This window comes from Bradyrhizobium sp. HKCCYLRH3099 (assembly GCF_051167855.1).
Classification (GTDB): Bacteria; Pseudomonadota; Alphaproteobacteria; order Rhizobiales; family Xanthobacteraceae; genus Bradyrhizobium.
Genome location: NZ_JBNPTW010000001.1, coordinates 1 through 17993 on the forward strand (window position 1 = coordinate 1; position 17993 = coordinate 17993).

Below are 17993 nucleotides of genomic sequence, written 5' to 3' on the forward strand. Positions count from 1 at the left end.
ACAAAACGAGAATTGTGTCAACTATGTCGTCGGTCAGATCTGTCACCTATGTCCCCGGTTGCTCAGGGTGGGGGTCCACGCGCGCTGAATTTCATGAAGCACACCGTCAATGTTTCCCAGCACATCGCTGTTCCAGAAGCGAAGAACGCGATAGCCGAGCGCTTCGATTTGTCGGGTACGGGCGGCGTCCTTCTCCTGCTGCCAATCATGCTGGCCGCCGTCGACTTCGATCACTAATTTCGCTTTTCGGCTGACGAAGTCGACGATGAAGGGGCCAATCTGAGCTTGGCGACGAAAGTGGGAGCCGGCCAGATTGATGTCATGGCGAAGATGCTGCCAGAGGACTCTCTCGGCGTCAGTGGGTTCGGCGCGCATGCGTTGCGCGAATGATCGTCGGCTGTCAGCCATGGCTGTCTGTTTCCTCACGAGCAGCGGGACTCGGGGACCCCCACCCCCGACCCCTCCCCGCAAGGGGGAGGGGAGCTCGCTGTCCGCGCCGTACGAGCGGTGTCCACAACTAACAGGTAGCCCCTACCCCAGCTTCCACCCCGCCTCCTGCGCGAAACGCTGGAAGAACTCCGGCTCGTACGCCTGCTCCGGCGACTGGCGCACGCGCATGTCGAGCAGCTTGGCGTCCTCGCCCACCAAAATCCGCCATTGCTCGGCCTTGACGCCGTCGAGGATGATCTTCGCCGCCTGCGCCGCCGTCGTCGGCGCATCCTCGAGAAAGCTGCGGGCGCGTTCGCGGGCGGCGTTCTGGATGTCCTGGTTGCTCATCGCTGCGACGTCGATGCCCATGCCCTTCATGCGCTGGCGGGCCTGGGCGATCTCGGTCTCGCTGAGCTCGTCGGATTCGCCGCCGCTCTGCAGTTTGCGCGAGTTCGATACGATCGAGGTGCCGATATGGCCGGGCATCACCACCGAGCATTTGATGTGCGGGGCGTTGAGGCGGAGGTCGTTGATCAGCGCCTCCGTAAATCCCTTCACGGCGAATTTCGCGGCGCTGTAGGCGGTGTGCGAGACGCCCATGCCGACCGAGGCCCAGAAGCCGTTGACGCTCGACGTGTTGACGATGTGCGCCTCGTCGGCCTTCAGCAGCATCGGCAGGAAGGTGCGGACGCCGAGATAGACGCCGCCCCAGCAGATGTTGAAGGTGCGCTCCCACTGCTCCCGTGAGTTGCTGAACAGGCTGCCGCCGCCGCCGATGCCGGCATTGTTGAACAGGAGATGGATCTTGTCCGTGGCCTGCTGCTCGGCGAGCTCGTCGCGGAAGCGCTGCAGCTGTGCCTCGATCGAGACGTCGGCAACGTGTGTGGTGACGCGCAGGCCCTGCGGCACCCCATCGGCCTCGCACAGCCGCTTGGTCTCGGCCATCGCCTCGGTCGAGACGTCGCACATCGCGACGTTGCAGCCCTCGGCGACGAGCTGGCGCGCGAGCTCGCGGCCCATGCCCGTGCCGCCTCCGGTGATCACGGCGATCCTGCCGGCGAAATCCTTCATTGCACTTTCTTCCTTCCCTGCTGCGGGCCGCAACGCGCGGCCCCGCTCGTTCTCTTCGCGGAACGCCAGCCGAGCTTAGGACGTTTGACCAGCAAGACCAGAGGAGATGTCCGGGATCAGCATTGCAGCGCAGCAGCAAAAAACTCATCCTGGAGTTGAACCGCTGCCGAACGCCCCTGACTTATTCCATGGGAAGGCAGGCTCGAGGAGGTTCGCATGGCGTACCAACAGGGGCATTGGCAGGACGAGAGCTGGCACGACACCATGGTCGATCCGGCGGGATCGGGCGACGGCGCCTATCTCACCGGATGGACGATCAGCGGCCTTGCCGTGATCGGCACCATCGTCGCGGTCTGGCTGCTCGGCCTCTGACCGGCGCGACGCGCATCATGACGAAGGAAGGCTGCGCCGAGCGTGGCCTACAGCTGCGGTGCGCAGCTTTCTCCTCCGTCATTGCGAGCCACCCGGTCCGCGCGAAGCGCGGCCGGATGACAGGCTCCGCGAAGCAATCCAGAGTCCCCCCACAGCCCCTGGATTGCTTCGCTGCGCTCGCAATGACGTGGATCGAGTCGAGCGTCTCGCGGAGAGTTTGGCGCCCTGAAAAAGTTCTCACAACCGCACTTCGCGAACGTGCTCGCCTGGCTCTCCGAGGGTCTCGCCAGGCTGAACTCGTTGCATACAATTGAAGTCGATTGATTAAAACATAGGCTATCATTTGCTCACGGCATTCGTTGCCCACGCTGCAAGCAATCGCAAAGCAAAGCGGTTTCAGTGACTTAGCTCCTCCGCTCGGCCGAAAGCCCCTGGCACGAAGCTTGCGATCCCCTCGGCGGCTGCGCCGTGCCGGCGAAGCCGAGAGGCGCGGGCGCGACAGCCCGCCGAGGGAGCACACCATGGACTTTGGCAGGATTTCACGACGGCATCTGTTGCAGGGTGGCGCGGCGCTGACGCTCGGCGCAGCCGCGGGCCTGCGGCCGGCCTTCGCGGCGGAGACGACGATCGGCTTCATCTATGTCGGCTCGCGCGACGACTACGGCTACAACCAGGCGCATGCGCAGGGCGCGGCGGCGCTGAAGAAGCTGCCGGGGCTGAAGGTCATCGAAGAGGAGAAGGTGCCGGAGACCGACGCGGTCGAGAAGACGATCGAGTCGATGATCAATCTCGACGGCGCCACGCTGCTGTTCCCGACCTCGTTCGGCTACTACAATCCGCACATGATCAAGATGGCCAACAAGTACCCGAAGCTGCGCTTCGAGCACTGCGGCGGCCTGTGGAGCGAGAAAGACCCGAAGAACGCCGGCTCCTATTTCGGCTACATCGACGAGGCGCAATATCTGTCGGGCATCGTCGCGGGCTATACCTCGAAGAGCGGCAAGCTCGGATTCGTCGCGGCCAAGCCGATCCCGCAGGTGCTGCGCAACATCAACGCCTTTACCCTCGGCGCCAAGCTCGCCAACCCCAAGGCGACGACGCAGGTGATCTTCACCGGCGACTGGTCGATGCCGGTCAAGGAGGCCGAGGCCACCAACAGCCTGATCGACCAGGGCGTCGACGTGCTGACCTGCCATGTCGACGGTCCGAAGACGATGGTCGAGAACGCGGCGCGCCGCGGCGCCTTCGTCACCGGCTATCACGTCAACCAGTCGCCGCTGGCGCCGAAGGCGTATCTCACCGGCGCCGAGTGGAACTGGGAGGCGCTGTATCCGAAGTTCGTCAAGATGCTGGCCGCCGGCGAGAGCATTCCGAACTTCTATCGCGGCGGTCTCAAGGAAGAGCTGGTGAAGACGTCGCCCTATGGCGAGGCCGTCTCCGAGCAGGCGCGCAAGCACGCCGACGAGATCAAGGCCAAATTCCTCGGCGAGGGCTATACGATCTTCAAGGGCCCCATCAAGGACAACAAGGGCAACGTCGTGATCACCGCGGGTACCGAGCGCGGCCAGAAGGATCCCGAGCTCGAGAAGATGGACTATCTGGTCGAGGGCGTAATCGGAGCGACGTCGTGACCACGGAGGCGGCCGATCCGGTTGATGCGGCCGCCATCGCGCCGGCCGCGGACCCAGGCTTTCTGCAGCGCTATGGCGCGAGCATCGAGTACATTCTCATTCCGGGCGCGGCGCTGGTCGCCGCGCTCCTGGTGTTCGGTGGGTTCGTGGCGCTGTTCGGCAAGAACCCGCTCGACCTCTATTGGTACATGTATTACGGCGCGTTCGGCACTTGGTTCTCCTGGCAGAACACGCTGAGCCGCGCGGCGCCCTTGATCCTGACGGCGCTGTGCACCGCCCTGCCCGCGCAATTGGGCATGGTGATCATCGGCGGCGAGGGCGCGCTGCTGATCGGCGCATTGGCTGCGACGTCCGCAGCGCTGGCCCTGCAGGGGATGCCGCCGCTCGTCGTGCAGATCGCGATGGTGATCGCAGGGATGACCGGCGGCGGGTTGTGGATCCTGCTGTCCGGTGGTCTCAGGCAGTATCGCGGGGTCAACGAGACCATCTCCAGCCTGCTGCTGGTCTACATTGCGCTCGCCATCCTCAACCATCTCGTCGAAGGCGCGATGCGCGATCCCGCGAGCCTCAACAAGCCGTCGACGCGCGAGATCGGCGCCGCCAACATGATCGGCACCATTCCCGGCACCGACGTGCATTGGGGCCTGGTATTCGGGCTGATCCTGGCGGTCGCGTGCTATGTTCTGATCTACCACACGACGTTCGGCTTCGCCGCGCGCGTCGCGGGCGGCAATATCCGCGCCGCCAAGATCGTCGGCCTGTCCGTCGGCAAATTGATCCTCACCGTGTGCTTTTTGGCCGGAGCCTGCGCAGGCCTCGCAGGGATGGTCGAGGTCGCCGCCGTGCAGGGCCGCACCAACGCCAACCTCGCGGTCGGCTACGGCTTCACCGGCATTCTGGTGGCTTTCCTGGCGCGGCAGAATCCGCTGGCGATCATCCCGGTCGCGATCCTGCTCGGGGGCATCAATGCCTCGGGTGGCCTGTTGCAGCGCCGGCTCGGCCTGCCCGATGCCTCCGTGCTGGTACTGCAGGGCATCATCTTCATCTCGGTGCTGGCGAGCGATGCGCTCTACGGGCGCATCGGGTTTCTGAAAGGAAAGTCCTGAGGCATGGCTGACGGCAACATCGGACTCTGGACCGTCCCGCTCGCGGTGCTCGGCGGCGCCATCCGCGTCTCCACGCCGTTCCTCTTTGTCAGTTTGGGCGAATGCATCACCGAGCGCTCCGGCCGCATCAATCTCGGCCTCGAGGGCACGCTGGTCATGGGCGCGATGAGCGCGTATGGCATCTCCTATCTCTCCGGCTCGCCATGGCTTGGCGTGCTCGCCGCCGGCCTCACCGGCGCTCTGTTAGGAGCCCTGCATGCCGGCATCTGTTCGCTGCCGCGGGTCAACGACGTCGCGGTGGGAATCTCCTTGATGCTGTTCGGCACGGGTCTCGCCTTCTTCCTCGGCAAGCCGCTGATCGAGCCGACCGCGGCGCGGTTGCCGGCGATCGATTTCGGCTGGTGGAGCGACGTGCCGCAGGTCCGCGCCGCGCTGCGCATCAACGTGCTGTTCCTGATCGGCGTCGCGCTGGCGCCGATCCTGTTCTGGGCGTTCAAGACCACGCGCTGGGGCCTCCTGATCCGCACCGCCGGCGAGAGCGCCGATGCGGCGCGCGCGATGGGCCATTCGGTGCTGATGATCCGCCTGCGCGCCACGATGGCCGGCGGCTTCCTCGCCGGCATCGGCGGCTCGTTCCTGTCACTGTTCTATCCCGGCAGCTGGAACGAGGGCTTGTCATCAGGGCAAGGCATCACTGCAGTCGCGCTCGTGATCTTCGCGCGCTGGGATCCGATGCTGTGCCTGTGGGCCTCGCTCGCCTTCGGCGGCGCCGCGGCGCTGGGACCGGCGCTGCAATCGGTCGGCGTCACCTCCGGCTATCATCTGTTCAACGCCGCGCCCTACATCCTGACGCTGCTTATCATGATCATCACCTGCTCGCCCAAGCGCACGCTGAACGGCGCGCCGGCCGAGCTGTCGATCACGCGGTGATATCAGTGGGCAGGCTGAAGATGTTGAAGCAGGCAATCTTGCTGCGGCCATCCTTCGAGACGGCCGCCTGCGGCGGCCTCCTCAGGATGAGGGGTCTTTGCGCGGCGACGCACCAACTCAACCCTCATGGTGAGGAGCGTCGCCCTTGCGACGCGTCTCGAACCATGAGGCCCCATACATGCTGACGGGAGTTTGATTCATGACCCAGCGCACCATCCGCTCCGAGCCCTACGCCTGGCCCTACAACGGCGATCTCCGGCCTGAGAACACCGCGCTGATCGTCATCGACATGCAGACCGACTTCTGCGGCGGCGGCGGCTATGTCGACAAGATGGGCTATGACCTCTCACTGACCCGAGCGCCCATCGAGCCGATCAAGAAGCTGCTCGCCGTGATGCGCGCGCAGGGCTTCACCATCATCCACACCCGCGAAGGCCATCGCACCGATCTCTCCGACCTGCCCGCCAACAAGCGCTGGCGCTCGCAGCAGATCGGCGCGGGGATCGGCGATCCCGGCCCGTGCGGCCGCATCCTGGTGCGCGGCGAGCCGGGCTGGGAGATCATCCCGGATCTGGCGCCCCTGCCCGGCGAGATCGTCATCGACAAGCCCGGCAAGGGCTCGTTCTGCGCCACTGATCTCGAGCTGATCCTGCGGTTGAAGGGCATCCAGAACATCGTGCTGACCGGCATCACCACCGATGTCTGCGTCCATACCACGATGCGCGAGGGCAATGACCGCGGCTTCGAATGCGTGCTGCTGTCGGACTGCTGCGGCGCGACCGACAAGGGCAATCACGACCACGCGCTGAAGATGATCAAGATGCAGGGCGGCGTATTCGGGGCGGTCGCGACCTCCACCGCGCTGATCGAGGCGCTGTCGTGATCGGCGACGATCCGATTCCCCCGGGCGCGTTCGGCGTCGAGGCCATCGCGATGACGATGCGCTTCGGCGCGTTCACCGCGCTCGACAATGTCGAGCTCAAGGTAAAGCCCGGCTCGTTCCACGCGCTACTCGGCGAGAACGGCGCCGGCAAGTCGACCTTGGTCAAATGCATCATGGGCTACTACCGCCCGACCGAGGGCGACGTGCTGATCGCCGAGCGCGAGCGCGCCATCAGCAACCCGAAGGACGCGCATGCGCTCGGCCTCGGAATGGTCTATCAGCATTTCACCCTGGTGCCGGCGATGACGGTCGCCGAGAACCTGGTGCTGGCGCGCGACGACGTGCCGGCGGTGGTCAACTGGGCCAAGGAGAAGCAGGCGCTGGAGGCGTTCCTGGCGCGCATGCCGTTCCGTGTGCCGCTCGATGCGAAAGTCTCCGACATCTCGGCTGGCGAGCGGCAGAAATGCGAGATCCTCAAGCAGCTTTATCTGAAGCGCCGCTTCCTGATCCTGGACGAGCCGACCTCGGTGCTGACGCCGGGCGAGGCCGACGAGGTGCTGGGCATGCTGCGCAAGATGGTCGAGGCCGGCGAGCTGACCATCCTGATGATCACGCATAAGTTCCGCGAGGTCATGGCGTTCGCCGACGAGGTCACCATCCTCCGCCGCGGCAAGCTCGCCGGCCGCGGCAAGGTCTCCGAGCTGACGCCCGATGACATGGCGCGGATGATGATCGGCGCCGAGCAGCTCACGGTGCAGCCGTCGCGCACCGGCGAGGCCGGCAAGGTCAGGCTCGAGGTCGAGAAGCTGGTCGCGCGCGACGACGCCGGCGGCCTCGCCGTGCACGACCTCTCGCTCACCGTGCGCGCCGGCGAGATCGTCGGCATCGCTGGGGTCTCCGGCAACGGCCAGCGCCAACTGGTCGAGGTGCTCGCCGGCCAGCGCGAGGCCGAGAGCGGCGCGGTCCGCGTGTCGGGCGCGCCCTACTCCGCCACGCGCGAGGAGATGCGGCGGCACAAGATGTCGCTGCTGCCCGAGGAGCCCTTGAAGAACGCCTGCGTCGGCGGCATGAGCGTCGCCGACAACATCGCGCTGCGCGAGTTCGACCGCGCCCCGTTCGCCAGCGGCGGCTGGTGGCTCAACAAATCAGCGTTCCGCAAGGACGCCACGACCAAGATCAACCGCTACAAGATCAAGACCCGCACGCCGGATACGCCAATCTCGGCACTGTCGGGCGGCAACGTGCAGCGCGCCGTGCTGGCGCGCGAGCTCGGCCATGACGTCGAGGTCCTGATCGCCGCCAATCCCTGCTTCGGCCTCGACTTCGCGGCGGTGGCGCAGATCCACGCCGAGATCATGGCCGCCCGCAACCGCGGCGCCGCGGTGCTGCTAGTCAGCGAGGATCTCGACGAGTTGCTGGAGCTGTCGGACAGACTCGTGGTGATGTTCCACGGCCAGCTGGTCTACGAGACCCGCGCCGGCGAGGCCGATTTGACGGAGATCGGCCGGCACATGGCGGGGCATTGAGGCGCCTCTCAACGACCCGACGGCGGATTTCCACTGCGCGCGAGATGAGCATGGCACAGCGTGCTCTCTCAACGTCATTGCGAGCGCAGCGAAGCAATCCAGAGTCGCGTATGCCGCCCTGGATTGCTTCGCTGCGCTCGCAATGACGACGGGGAAAGACCGAACACAAGACCGCGAGTGCGTAGGGTGAGCAAAGGAGCCCTGCTCTGCTGCATCGACCAGCGAAGCTGCTGCGGCGCCGTGCCCACCATTCTCGACCGAGGGACCGTGGTGGGCACCGGCGCGCGGTGGACAACGTGCTCAGCAGCATCGTGGGCGCGCCTTTGCCCGTCCTACCGCCTCTCGACGTCATCGCGAGCGCAGCGAAGCGATCCAGAGTCTCGCCCGAGCCCCGGATTGCTTCGCTGCGCGCTGCGCTCGCAATGACGGAGGAAAGAACGGCGCACAGCCGATGCCGGGACATTGCGCCGCACCCGGACAAACGACCTCAGCGTGTTGACGACTAATTCATCCCGCTGCGGTAAATTGCGCTCCGGCGGGCTTTGTTTGGCCAGTGATTTGCCGCGCCTGCCGGCATTTTTCCTATTTTCGTTCAAACCTTTAAACAGCAGGTCGACATCATGAAGGCCTATTTCATCGGCGGTGGCATCGGTTCACTCTCAGGCGCAGCATTCATGATCCGCGACGGCGGCGTGGCCGGGCGGGACATCACTTTGTTCGAGAAGCGCCTGCCCTATGGCGGCAGCCTCGACGGCGCCAGGCTTCCGGACGGCTCCTACTCGATGCGCGGCGGGCGCATGCTGACAACCGAGCAATACGAATGCACCTGGGATCTGTTGTCGACGATCCCGAGCGCGTCGCAGCCGTCCGAGAACATCCTCAGCGAAACCGAGATGTTCAACAAGCTGCACGTCACGCATGCGCAGGCGCGGCTGGTCGACCGCAACCGGCACAAGGTCGACGTCTCCACCATGGGCTTCTCGATGCAGGACCGCATCGAGATGACCAAGCTCACCGAAACCCCGGAGGACAAGCTCGGCAACTCGCTGATCTCGGACTGGCTGTCGCCGCCGTTCTTCACCACGAATTTCTGGCTGATGTGGCAGACGGCGTTCGCCTTCCAGCCGTGGCACAGCGCGGTCGAGTTCAGGCGCTACATGCGCCGCTTCATGAACGAATTCCCGACCATGAATACGCTCGGCGGCGTCAAGCGCACGGTCTACAATCAGAACGACTCGATCGTAAAGCCGCTGATGCGCTGGCTCGAGGAGCACGGCGTCAACTTCGTCGGCGGCGCCGATGTCACCGACATCGCGCTCGTCACGGAGAACGGCAAGCATCGCGCCACGCGGCTCGACCTGACGCAGAACGGCGCCAGCCGCTCAATCGAACTCGCCCCCGACGATCTCGTGTTCTACACGGCGGGCTCGATGACCGATGCGACCAGCCTCGGCAGCCACGACAGCGCGCCGAAGCAATTGACCAAGGAGGACAGCCACGGCTGGGCGTTGTGGGAGAAGCTCGCCGCCGGCCGGCCCGAATTCGGCAATCCCGCGATCTTCAACTCCAACATCCCGGAATCCAGCTTCGAATCCTTCACGGTCACCTGCCGCAATCCGCGCTTTTTCGATGCGATGCAGAATTTCAGCGGCAACGTCGCCGGCACCGGCGCGCTGGTGTCCTTCTCCGACTCCAATTGGCGGATGTCGATCGTGCTGTACACCCAGCCCTATTTCCCGGACCAGCCGGAGGGCATCCAGATCTTCTGGGGTTATGGGCTCTATCCCGATCGCGTCGGCAATTTCGTGCCCAAGCCGATGTCGGAATGCAGCGGCGCCGAGATCCTGAAGGAGCTGTGCGGGCATCTGCGCTTCCCGCTCACGGTGTTCGACGACGCCACCTGCGTGCCGTGCTGGATGCCCTACATCATGAGCATGTTCATGCCGCGCAGCCCGGGCGACCGGCCGCTGCCGGTGCCGGCCAATTCGCAGAACCTCGCCTTCATCGGCCAGTTCGTCGAGCTGCCGGAGGATGCCGTGTTCACCATCGAATATTCGGTGCGCGCTTCCATGCACGCGGTCTATCAGCTCATGAAGATCGATCGCGCCATACCGCCGGTCACCCCGTGGGACAAATCGCTGAAAGTGCTGGCGCAGGCCGCCATCAAATCCTTCGCCTGAGCCCGCGCGCGAGATCGTGATCGACAGTGGCTCGCCGCGGTTGATCTGAATCAGTTCCGCCGGGACACACGGCCGCTAACCCCGGATCGGTGCAGACGATCCGGGTGATCCATCATGAAGGCTTATTTCATCGGCAGTGGCATCGGCGCGCTGGCAGGCGCGGCGTTCCTGATCCGCGACGGCGGCGTCGCGGGACACGACATCACGATCTTCGAAAAGAACCTGCCGTTCGGCGGCAGCCTCGACGGCACACAACTGCCGGACGGCTCGTTCTCGTTACGCGGCGGTCGCATGCTGACGACCGACCACTACGAATGCACCTGGGACCTGCTCTCGACGATTCCTGGCTCGAACGATCCCAACCGCACCGTGCGCGATGAGACCATCGCCTTCAACAAGGACCACGTCGCGCATTCGCAGGCCCGCCTTGTCGATCGCAATCGGCACAAGATCGACGTCTCCACGATGGGCTTCTCGATGCAGGACCGGCTCGAGCTCGTGAGGCTGACGGAAGCCTCGGAGGAGAAGCTCGGCAAGTCCCGCATCACCGACTGGCTGTCCCCGCCGTTCTTCACCACGAATTTCTGGTTCATGTGGCAGACGACCTTCGCCTTCCAGCCGTGGCACAGCGCCGTCGAGTTCAAGCGCTATCTGCATCGCTTCATGAACGAGTTTGCGCGCATCGAGACCCTCGCCGGCGTCAAGCGCACCGTGCTCAATCAGTACGACGCGATCGTCGTGCCGCTGATGAAGTGGCTCGAACAACACGGCGTCAATCTCGAAGGCGACGTCGACGTGACCGACATGGCGATCGGCACCGAGGCCGGCAAGCATGTCGTCAGGCAGCTGACGCTCGACCGCAACGGCCGCAGCGAGGCGCTCGCCGTGTCGCCAGATGATCTCGTGTTCTTCCAGAACGGCTCGATGACGGATGCCACCAGCCTCGGCTCGCAACATGCGCCGCCGTCGCGCCTGACCAAGCGCGAGAGCAAGGGTTGGGCACTATGGGAAAAGATCGCGCAGGGCCGTCCCGAATTCGGCGATCCCGCCGCGTTCAACGCATCGATTCCGGAATCCTGCTGGGAGTCGTTCACCGTCACCTGCCGCAACGCGCAGTTCTTCGATGCGATGGAAGCCTTCAGCGGCAACAAAGCCGGCACCGGCGGCCTCGTCACCTTCACCGACTCCAACTGGCTGATGTCGATCGTGCTCTATCACCAGCCGCATTTCGTCGGCCAGCCGAAGGACGTCCAGGTGTTCTGGGGCTATGCGCTGCATCCCGACCGCATCGGCAATTTCGTGCCGAAAGCGATGGCGGATTGCAGCGGCGCCGAGATCTTGAAGGAGCTGTGCGGCCATCTGAATTTCGAGCTGTCGGTGTTCGACAATGCGAGCTGCGTGCCGTGCCGCCTGCCCTACATCACCAGCATGTTCATGCCGCGAACCAAGAGCGACCGGCCGCTGCCGGTGCCGGCGAATTCCAAGAACCTCGCCTTCGTCAGCCAGTTCGTCGAGATCCCCGACGACGTCGTGTTCACGGTGGAATATTCGGTGCGCGCGGCGCAGATGGCGGTCTATCAGCTGCTCGACATCAACAGAGCCATTCCGCCGATCACGCGCCACGACAAATCGTTCCGCGTGCTGATCGAGACCGTGGAGAAGGCGTTCGCCTGACGTCGCGGCGCGCGACGCCACCGCCAAAACGAGCGCGCCCGGATCTGGCTGATCCGGGCGCGTCCACAGCTCGCCACTATGTATCCTAGCGTGAATTCGTCAGTAGCCCAGCAGAGCGAGGCCGACATAGCTCACGGCAAACAACGACACGACCGATGTTGCAGCGGCGAAAACGGACAATGAGACTTTCAAAGTCTTGAGGACCATACGCGCCTCCTTCAACGATAAAAGCTGCCATCGGGATAAACCCCGAGGCCGATCCAAAATTTCCTGAAAAATCGACTCGACGGGAGCCGAACATCAGGTTGGTGCGCACGTCTGCGCGAAGGTTCAATGCCGGGGCCACAGTCCCCCGATCGCTCGCGACATCAACGTTAAAAATGATCCAGGGTTCCCGTGATGGAACTGGAACCATTCAAAACCGGAGCAAACGTCCCACCCACTCGGAATGGGATGCCCGCCGGGTGGTGGCCTTCTGCGACGGGTCACATCGTGCCTCGGGGTCTCACTTCAGCGGCAGGAACAGGTCAGCCACGGTCTCGTGCTCGGCAACCTCGGGAAACAGATTCAACCTTTGGCAGTAGATCGGAAAATCTCGCGTCTCCTCGCCGCTGGCTGGAAGCCAGTCGCGGTAGAGGTAGAGAGCGGCCGGCTCGAGATTATGGGTGTTGCCGATGACGCGTAGCACGGCGCAGCGCCCGCCGGGAATTTCGCCGGCCTTGATGTCGAAGCCATGGGCCATGATCGGCCGGTCGGTGCCGACGCAAAGGTCCACGCTGTAGTCGGCGGGCGACGCCGGACGCCGCTCGGAGCGCCAGACCGTGAAGGTCGGATGGGTCTTTGGATGCAGGCCGGCCGCCTTGCGCCACGCGATGAACCTCTGGATGCTCGCGCCGAGTGTCGCGGGGTCGCCACGGTGTTCCACGATCGCCACCGGCGTGGTCGGCACGTCGCGAATCGTCACGTCATCAGGAGAAAAGGTCGTCGTCATCAGCTTGCTCCTCGCTTCGTCGAGAGGCCCGAAGGCCGCAAGCCACGGCTCCCAATCGGGAGACTTCCGGAACGACGACGGCGATTGCCCGAACCGCTGCCGAAAGGCGCGGGCAAAGGCGTCCGGGGCATCGTAGCCCGCATCCAGCGCGACATCCGTCACGCTGTCGGCATCGCTGTAGACCAGCTGATAGCTCGCGCGCTTCATGCGGGCGAGCTGGACATAGCGATGCACGGACAGGCCGAACGTGGCCGTGAACTGCCGGTGAAAATGATACTTGGAATAAGCGGCGAGGCTGCTCAGCGTGTCCAGATCGAGATCATCGTCCAGATGCCGGTCGATATGATCCAGCACCCGTTGCATCCGGGCGTGGAAGTTTCGCAGCGCCGCCGTCATCGTTCCTTGCTCCGTGGCGGCACCAGCTAACAGCGCCCACGCCGGATACGCTCGACCGATCTTGCGGCTTTGCGGAAAGGCGACGGCCGCGGCGCGCGCGTCTACGGATCGACCGCCGTCACGATCCAGAATGAGGCGGGGACCATGACGCTCGGTCCCTTGGCGTAGCGCGCAAGCGCCTTGCGCACGGCAGCCGTGGCCGCCTCGACGGCTTCGGACCGCTGCCCGGCCACCGCGCGAGAGCTGGGGCCAAGCGCCAACGCGGTCTGCACCGCGCCGTCGAGGCCGCTGCCTGCCGCGAGATCGAGGCTGACATCGCAGCGTTCCAGCCGGACCCGTCGCAGGCCAGCCTCGGTCATCACCCTCTCGACCCATTCGGCGGCGCCGAAAGCAAAATCGTCCGGCGCATGCGGCCGCAATCCCGGCAGCTTGGCGACGTAATCATAGGCCGCCTGCAGCGGCTCAAGCGCCCACGGATTGTCGCGCAGCTCCCCCCAGCAGGCGAATGCGACACGGCCCTCGGAACGCAGCGCGTTGCGGATGTTCAACACGGCGCGCACGGGGTTGGCGAAGTACATCACGCCGAGCCGTGAAATCACGAGGTCGGCGCTCGCGGCCTTGAAGTGATGCACCATGGCATCGCCCTGCACGAAGCTGACCGGCGCCTCGGCCGGCGCGAGCTCGTGGGCCGATGTGAGCATGGAAGCGGAGACATCGAGGCCGAGCACGCTGCCGGTGGGGCCGACCTTCTCGGCCGCCGCGATCAGGGTCGCCCCGCAGCCGCAGCCGATGTCGAGCACCCGCTCGCCCGGCTGGATCGCGGCGCGCTCCAGCAGCGCCTCCTGCACCGGCAGGAGCATCGCATCGAGCTCCGCCCGCCGCGCCACCCAGCGCGCCCCGCCCGCACCGTTCCAGAACGCGATCTGCTCGGCGTTCTCGAAATGCCCGAAGGAAGTGTCGGCAATTGCGGCGTCCATGAGCGAGCTCGGCACGATTCAAAAATGAAAAACGGTCTTTGGCGTCGGCAAGCGGCCGTCAGCCAGACCGTGGAGTTTAGGCGGGGGTTTGCGGGTTGAAAAGTCGCCCTTGTGCGGCGCAACCGCGCTCGCGACGCAAGGCGCACTGGGTCTTTTGACCCAAAAACACGTCGGTCTGATTCTGCTTCAGGAGTTCTAATCGATCCGCCACGGCCAGAAGGCTTGGCCGAGGTGCAGGACCGGCTGCTCTCACATCGCAGCGATCTCGAGAAATGGTCGGAGCGGCGGGATTCGAACCCACGACCCCTAGTCCCCCAGACTAGTGCGCTAACCGGGCTGCGCCACGCTCCGATGGCCGATCCTGTAGCCGTGATCGGGATGGGATGCAAGGTACGGCGGGTGGGTTTTGCGGGGGTGATGGGGAGAGCGGAGGTTGGGGACCCCCACCCCCGACCCCTCCCCGCAAGGGGGAGGGGTCGCAGCCGATTCGTGGCGCTGCTGCGGCTCAAACTGGAAGATGGCTGGTCATGATCGGCCCAGCCTCGGTCTGGCCAGCCCCTCAGACCTCCTTCATCGCCCGATCGAGCAGCGCGCGGCAGTCGAGCAGGTCCTTGAGCACGACTTCGAGCTTTTCGCGTTCCTCCGGCTTCATGCCGGCGCGGGTGGGCGGGCCGACGCGGAAGGTGTCGAGGATGTCGTCCTCGGTGTCGACAAAGCGGAAGTCGATGCCCTCCTCCTCGGAAGCCTCCTCCTCTTCATCCTCCGATTCGACCTCGGCCTCGCCGATCGGCTCCTCCTCCATCATCGCCTGGCCGAGGGTTTCCTCGAGCGCGCCGAAGGAGACGGCCGCGGAGGTATCCGCCAGCCCCTGGACCGACTTGACGCCATGCTCCTTCAGGATGCGCTGCACGCCCTTGATCGTGTAGCCTTCGCTGTAGAGCAGACGGCGGATGCCCTTGAGCAAATCGACGTCGTCGGGCCGGTAATAGCGCCGGCCCCCGCTTCGCTTCATCGGCTTGATCTGGGCGAACCGGGTCTCCCAAAACCGCAGCACGTGCTGCGGGATGTCGAGCTCCTGCGCGACCTCGCTGATCGTCCGAAACGCATCCGGCGCCTTGTCCAAATGCCCGTTCCCCTTCGATCGTGCTGACAAGATGTGACGCTAGGCTACGCTGACAATGAGACTGATCCGGCCGACCGCTCGGGTCAGGCCACGCTTTCGGCCGCGATCGTCCGCGGCTACTCGGTCTCGGCGGAAAGCTCCGAGGGAGCCGCCTCGCCGTTCATCTTGCCGTTGGACTGCTGGCCGTTGATGCGCTGCTTCAGGATCGCGGACGGCTTGAACACCATCACCCGCCGCGGCGAGATCGGCACCTCGGTGCCGGTCTTGGGATTGCGTCCGATGCGCTGACCCTTCTTGCGCACCATGAACGACCCGAATGACGACAACTTGACCGTCTCGCCCCGCTCGAGACAATCGGTGATCTCCTTCAAGACCAGCTCGACGAAGGCGGACGACTCCGTCCGCGACAGGCCCACCTTCTGGTAGACCGCCTCGCACAGATCGACGCGTGTGACTGTTTTTCCGGTTCCCGCCATCGCCTGCCCCAAACTCTCGGCGAATAATTCGGCCCGGAAATTAAGAGGTTAAGCCGCCTTGGTCAACAGCAGCGTGAAGCCAAGTGTGGCGCTTAAGTCGATAAAATGCCGCCATGCGGCAAGCTTACCAGCGCACCAGGGCCGAGCCCCAGGTGAAGCCGCCGCCCATCGCCTCCAGGAGAACGAGGTCGCCCTTCTTGATCCGGCCGTCCTTGACCGCCACGTCGAGCGCCAGCGGGATCGAGGCAGCCGAGGTATTGCCGTGCCGGTCGACCGTCAGCACCACCTTTTCAGGCGCGATGTGCAGTTTATGCGCGGAGGCGTCGATGATTCGCTTGTTGGCTTGGTGCGGCACGAACCAGTCGATGGTCTGGGCGGACTGGCCGGTGGCCTCAAAGGCGTCGACGATGACGTCGGTGATCATGCCGACGGCGTGCTTGAACACCTCGCGGCCTTCCATGCGCAGATGGCCCACTGTCTGGGTCGACGACGGGCCGCCATCGACATAAAGCTTGGCCTTGTGGCGGCCGTCCGAGCGCAGATGCGTGGTCAGCACGCCGCGGTCCGCTGACGTGCCGTCCTGCTGCTGGGCATCCAGCACCAGCGCGCCGGCGCCGTCGCCGAACAGCACGCAGGTGGTGCGGTCGTTCCAGTCGAGGATGCGCGAGAAGGTCTCGGCGCCGATCACCAGCGCCCGCTTGAACGCGCCGCTGCGCAGGAAATTGTCGGCGGTCGCGAGCGCAAAGACGAAGCCGGAGCACACCGCCTGCAGGTCGAACGCCGCGCCATGATGGATGCCGAGCCCGTTCTGCACGGCAACGGCCGTGGCGGGAAAGGTGTTGTCCGGCGTCGAGGTGCCCAGCACGATCAGGTCGATCGACTGTGGATCGACATCGGCGGCGGCAAGCGCGGCACGCGCGGCATTGATCGCGAGGTGAGAGGTGAATTCGCCGTCGGCTGCGACATGGCGCTCCCGGATCCCGGTGCGCTGAACGATCCATTCGTCCGAGGTCTCGATGCGGCTTGCCAACTCGGCATTGGTCACGACCCGCTGCGGAAGATAGGAGCCACAGCCGAGCACGACCGAACGTATTGTCACGAGACAGCCTCCTGGGCGACGGGTGCGGAGGCGAACGCTCCGCCGTCGCGATTGAGTGTTTGATTGATCTTGGTCAGGAGATCGCAGCGGGCCATCTCATAGCCAACCCTGACGGCCGAGGCAAAGCCCTCGGCATCGGTTCCGCCATGGCTCTTGACGACGATGCCCTTGAGCCCGAGCACCACGCTGCCGTTGGAGCGGCGCGGATCGAGCCGGGCGCGCAGCGCGGCGAAGGCGCCGCGGGCGAACAGATAGCCGATCCGGGCCATGACGCTGGCCTGGATCGCGCCGCGCAGGAATTCCGTGACCTGGCGTGCCGTGCCCTCGGCCGCCTTCAGCGCGATGTTGCCGCTGAAGCCCTCGGTCACGACCACGTCCGCCGCGCCCTTGCCGATGCCGTCGCCCTCGACGAAGCCGATATAGTCGAGCTGCGGCAGGTTCATCGCGCGTAATTGCTCGGCCGCCTCGCGGATCTCCTCATGGCCCTTCATCTCCTCGACGCCGATATTGAGGAGGCCGACGGTCGGTTTCGGCTTGTTGAACAGCACGCTCGCCAGCGCGCTGCCCATCACCGAGAGCGCGACGAGGTGGTGCGCATCGCCGCCGATGGTCGCGCCGAGGTCGAGCACGACCGATTCGCCGCGCGTGGTCGGCCAGATCGCCGCCAGTGCCGGACGGTCGATGCCATCCAGCGTGCGCAGGCAGAAGCGGGCCATCGCCACCAGCGCGCCGGTGTTGCCGGCGGAGACCGCGACGTCGGCCTCGCCCTTCTTGACGGCTTCGATGGCGAGCCACATCGACGAGGTCTTGCGGCCCCGCCGCAGCGCCTGGCTCGGCTTGTCCTCCATGCTGATGGCGACATCGGTGTGAATGACGCGCGACACCGCCTTCAGGCGCGGATGCCGGTCGAGTTCGGCCGTGATCTTGGCGCTGTCGCCGAACAGCAGGAATTCGGTGTCCGGATGGCGGCTCAGCGCGATCGCGGCTCCGGGGATGACGACGGCCGCGCCGAAATCCCCGCCCATGGCGTCCAGCGCGATTCGAACCTTTTGAGGCATGACGTCCCGGAAACCTGATCTCGAGCTTGATCTCGTCTTGGCCGCGTCTCGTTCGGCCGTGTTGGCGGTCG

At 65.1% G+C, this 17993-nt stretch carries 16 protein-coding genes and 1 tRNA gene; 8 read left to right on the forward strand and 9 right to left on the reverse strand.

The annotated features are described in order from the left end of the window. Positions 1-42 precede the first annotated feature (42 nt). Both ACQR1Y_RS00005 and ACQR1Y_RS00010 read right to left on the reverse strand, forming a co-directional pair. A complete protein-coding gene (locus tag ACQR1Y_RS00005) occupies positions 43-408 on the reverse strand; it encodes an endonuclease domain-containing protein (RefSeq protein ID WP_434878655.1) in 366 nt (121 codons plus the stop codon). 123 nt (positions 409-531) lie between these two features. After that, on the reverse strand, positions 532-1500 hold the full coding sequence (locus tag ACQR1Y_RS00010) for an SDR family NAD(P)-dependent oxidoreductase (protein ID WP_434878654.1): 969 nt from the start codon (positions 1498-1500) through the stop codon (positions 532-534). A gap of 216 nt (positions 1501-1716) precedes the next feature. Here ACQR1Y_RS00010 and ACQR1Y_RS00015 point away from each other — a divergent pair, with 216 nt between their 5' ends. From ACQR1Y_RS00015 to ACQR1Y_RS00050, 8 genes are all read left to right on the forward strand, one after another. Then, complete coding sequence (locus ACQR1Y_RS00015) at positions 1717-1872, forward strand: hypothetical protein (protein WP_434878653.1); 156 nt, start codon at positions 1717-1719, stop codon at positions 1870-1872. A gap of 521 nt (positions 1873-2393) precedes the next feature. After that, positions 2394-3503 carry a BMP family ABC transporter substrate-binding protein gene (locus ACQR1Y_RS00020; protein ID WP_434859217.1) on the forward strand — a complete coding sequence of 370 codons (1110 nt, stop codon included), beginning with the start codon at positions 2394-2396 and terminating at the stop codon, positions 3501-3503. Continuing rightward, entirely contained in the window at positions 3500-4609 is a 1110-nt protein-coding gene (locus tag ACQR1Y_RS00025; RefSeq protein ID WP_434878652.1) for an ABC transporter permease, read from the forward strand. The genes ACQR1Y_RS00020 and ACQR1Y_RS00025 overlap by 4 nt, the downstream gene beginning before the upstream one ends. A gap of 3 nt (positions 4610-4612) precedes the next feature. Continuing rightward, a complete protein-coding gene (locus tag ACQR1Y_RS00030) occupies positions 4613-5539 on the forward strand; it encodes an ABC transporter permease (RefSeq protein WP_434878651.1) in 927 nt (308 codons plus the stop codon). A 199-nt stretch (positions 5540-5738) separates the two neighbouring features. Further along, a complete protein-coding gene (gene biuH / locus ACQR1Y_RS00035) occupies positions 5739-6422 on the forward strand; it encodes a biuret amidohydrolase (protein ID WP_434878650.1) in 684 nt (227 codons plus the stop codon). A 50-nt stretch (positions 6423-6472) separates the two neighbouring features. Continuing rightward, complete coding sequence (locus ACQR1Y_RS00040; protein WP_434878663.1) at positions 6473-7948, forward strand: ABC transporter ATP-binding protein; 1476 nt, start codon at positions 6473-6475, stop codon at positions 7946-7948. Positions 7949-8532: 584 nt separating this feature from the next. Further along, positions 8533-10128, forward strand: a complete 1596-nt coding sequence (locus ACQR1Y_RS00045; RefSeq protein ID WP_434878662.1) for an oleate hydratase — start codon at positions 8533-8535, stop codon at positions 10126-10128. A gap of 114 nt (positions 10129-10242) precedes the next feature. After that, positions 10243-11802 carry an oleate hydratase gene (locus tag ACQR1Y_RS00050; RefSeq protein WP_434878649.1) on the forward strand — a complete coding sequence of 520 codons (1560 nt, stop codon included), beginning with the start codon at positions 10243-10245 and terminating at the stop codon, positions 11800-11802. Positions 11803-12307: 505 nt separating this feature from the next. Here the strand turns inward: ACQR1Y_RS00050 and ACQR1Y_RS00055 are convergent. The 7 genes from ACQR1Y_RS00055 to plsX all read right to left on the reverse strand — a co-directional run bounded on the left by ACQR1Y_RS00055 (position 12308) and on the right by plsX (position 17922). Next, positions 12308-13189: an AraC family transcriptional regulator gene (locus ACQR1Y_RS00055; RefSeq protein WP_434878648.1), complete on the reverse strand. Its 882-nt coding sequence runs from the start codon at positions 13187-13189 to the stop codon at positions 12308-12310. A 101-nt stretch (positions 13190-13290) separates the two neighbouring features. Beyond that, the gene (locus tag ACQR1Y_RS00060) at positions 13291-14166 is read right to left on the reverse strand and encodes a class I SAM-dependent methyltransferase (protein WP_434878647.1); all 876 of its coding nucleotides are present in this window, start codon (positions 14164-14166) and stop codon (positions 13291-13293) included. A 273-nt stretch (positions 14167-14439) separates the two neighbouring features. Then, positions 14440-14517, reverse strand: a tRNA-Pro gene (locus tag ACQR1Y_RS00065). Positions 14518-14725: 208 nt separating this feature from the next. Then, positions 14726-15289: a MerR family transcriptional regulator gene (locus ACQR1Y_RS00070; RefSeq protein ID WP_434862165.1), complete on the reverse strand. Its 564-nt coding sequence runs from the start codon at positions 15287-15289 to the stop codon at positions 14726-14728. 116 nt (positions 15290-15405) lie between these two features. After that, positions 15406-15765, reverse strand: coding sequence for an integration host factor subunit alpha (locus tag ACQR1Y_RS00075; protein WP_434862164.1), 360 nt, complete (start codon positions 15763-15765; stop codon positions 15406-15408). A 124-nt stretch (positions 15766-15889) separates the two neighbouring features. Beyond that, positions 15890-16864, reverse strand: a complete 975-nt coding sequence (locus ACQR1Y_RS00080; protein ID WP_434862163.1) for a beta-ketoacyl-ACP synthase III — start codon at positions 16862-16864, stop codon at positions 15890-15892. Beyond that, positions 16861-17922: a phosphate acyltransferase PlsX gene (gene plsX, locus ACQR1Y_RS00085; protein WP_434878646.1), complete on the reverse strand. Its 1062-nt coding sequence runs from the start codon at positions 17920-17922 to the stop codon at positions 16861-16863. The genes ACQR1Y_RS00080 and plsX overlap by 4 nt, the downstream gene beginning before the upstream one ends. Positions 17923-17993: the final 71 nt, after the last annotated feature.

Coding starts and splice junctions, on each gene's coding strand:
- biuH (WP_434878650.1), top strand. CDS start 5,739: ATGACCCAGCGCACCATCCGCTCCGAGCCCTACGCCTGGCCCTACAAC.
- ACQR1Y_RS00075 (WP_434862164.1), bottom strand. CDS start 15,765: ATGGCGGGAACCGGAAAAACAGTCACACGCGTCGATCTGTGCGAGGCG.
- ACQR1Y_RS00060 (WP_434878647.1), bottom strand. CDS start 14,166: ATGGACGCCGCAATTGCCGACACTTCCTTCGGGCATTTCGAGAACGCC.
- ACQR1Y_RS00010 (WP_434878654.1), bottom strand. CDS start 1,500: ATGAAGGATTTCGCCGGCAGGATCGCCGTGATCACCGGAGGCGGCACG.
- ACQR1Y_RS00015 (WP_434878653.1), top strand. CDS start 1,717: ATGGCGTACCAACAGGGGCATTGGCAGGACGAGAGCTGGCACGACACC.
- ACQR1Y_RS00020 (WP_434859217.1), top strand. CDS start 2,394: ATGGACTTTGGCAGGATTTCACGACGGCATCTGTTGCAGGGTGGCGCG.
- ACQR1Y_RS00030 (WP_434878651.1), top strand. CDS start 4,613: ATGGCTGACGGCAACATCGGACTCTGGACCGTCCCGCTCGCGGTGCTC.
- ACQR1Y_RS00055 (WP_434878648.1), bottom strand. CDS start 13,189: ATGACGGCGGCGCTGCGAAACTTCCACGCCCGGATGCAACGGGTGCTG.
- plsX (WP_434878646.1), bottom strand. CDS start 17,922: ATGCCTCAAAAGGTTCGAATCGCGCTGGACGCCATGGGCGGGGATTTC.
- ACQR1Y_RS00040 (WP_434878663.1), top strand. CDS start 6,473: ATGACGATGCGCTTCGGCGCGTTCACCGCGCTCGACAATGTCGAGCTC.
- ACQR1Y_RS00005 (WP_434878655.1), bottom strand. CDS start 408: ATGGCTGACAGCCGACGATCATTCGCGCAACGCATGCGCGCCGAACCC.
- ACQR1Y_RS00050 (WP_434878649.1), top strand. CDS start 10,243: ATGAAGGCTTATTTCATCGGCAGTGGCATCGGCGCGCTGGCAGGCGCG.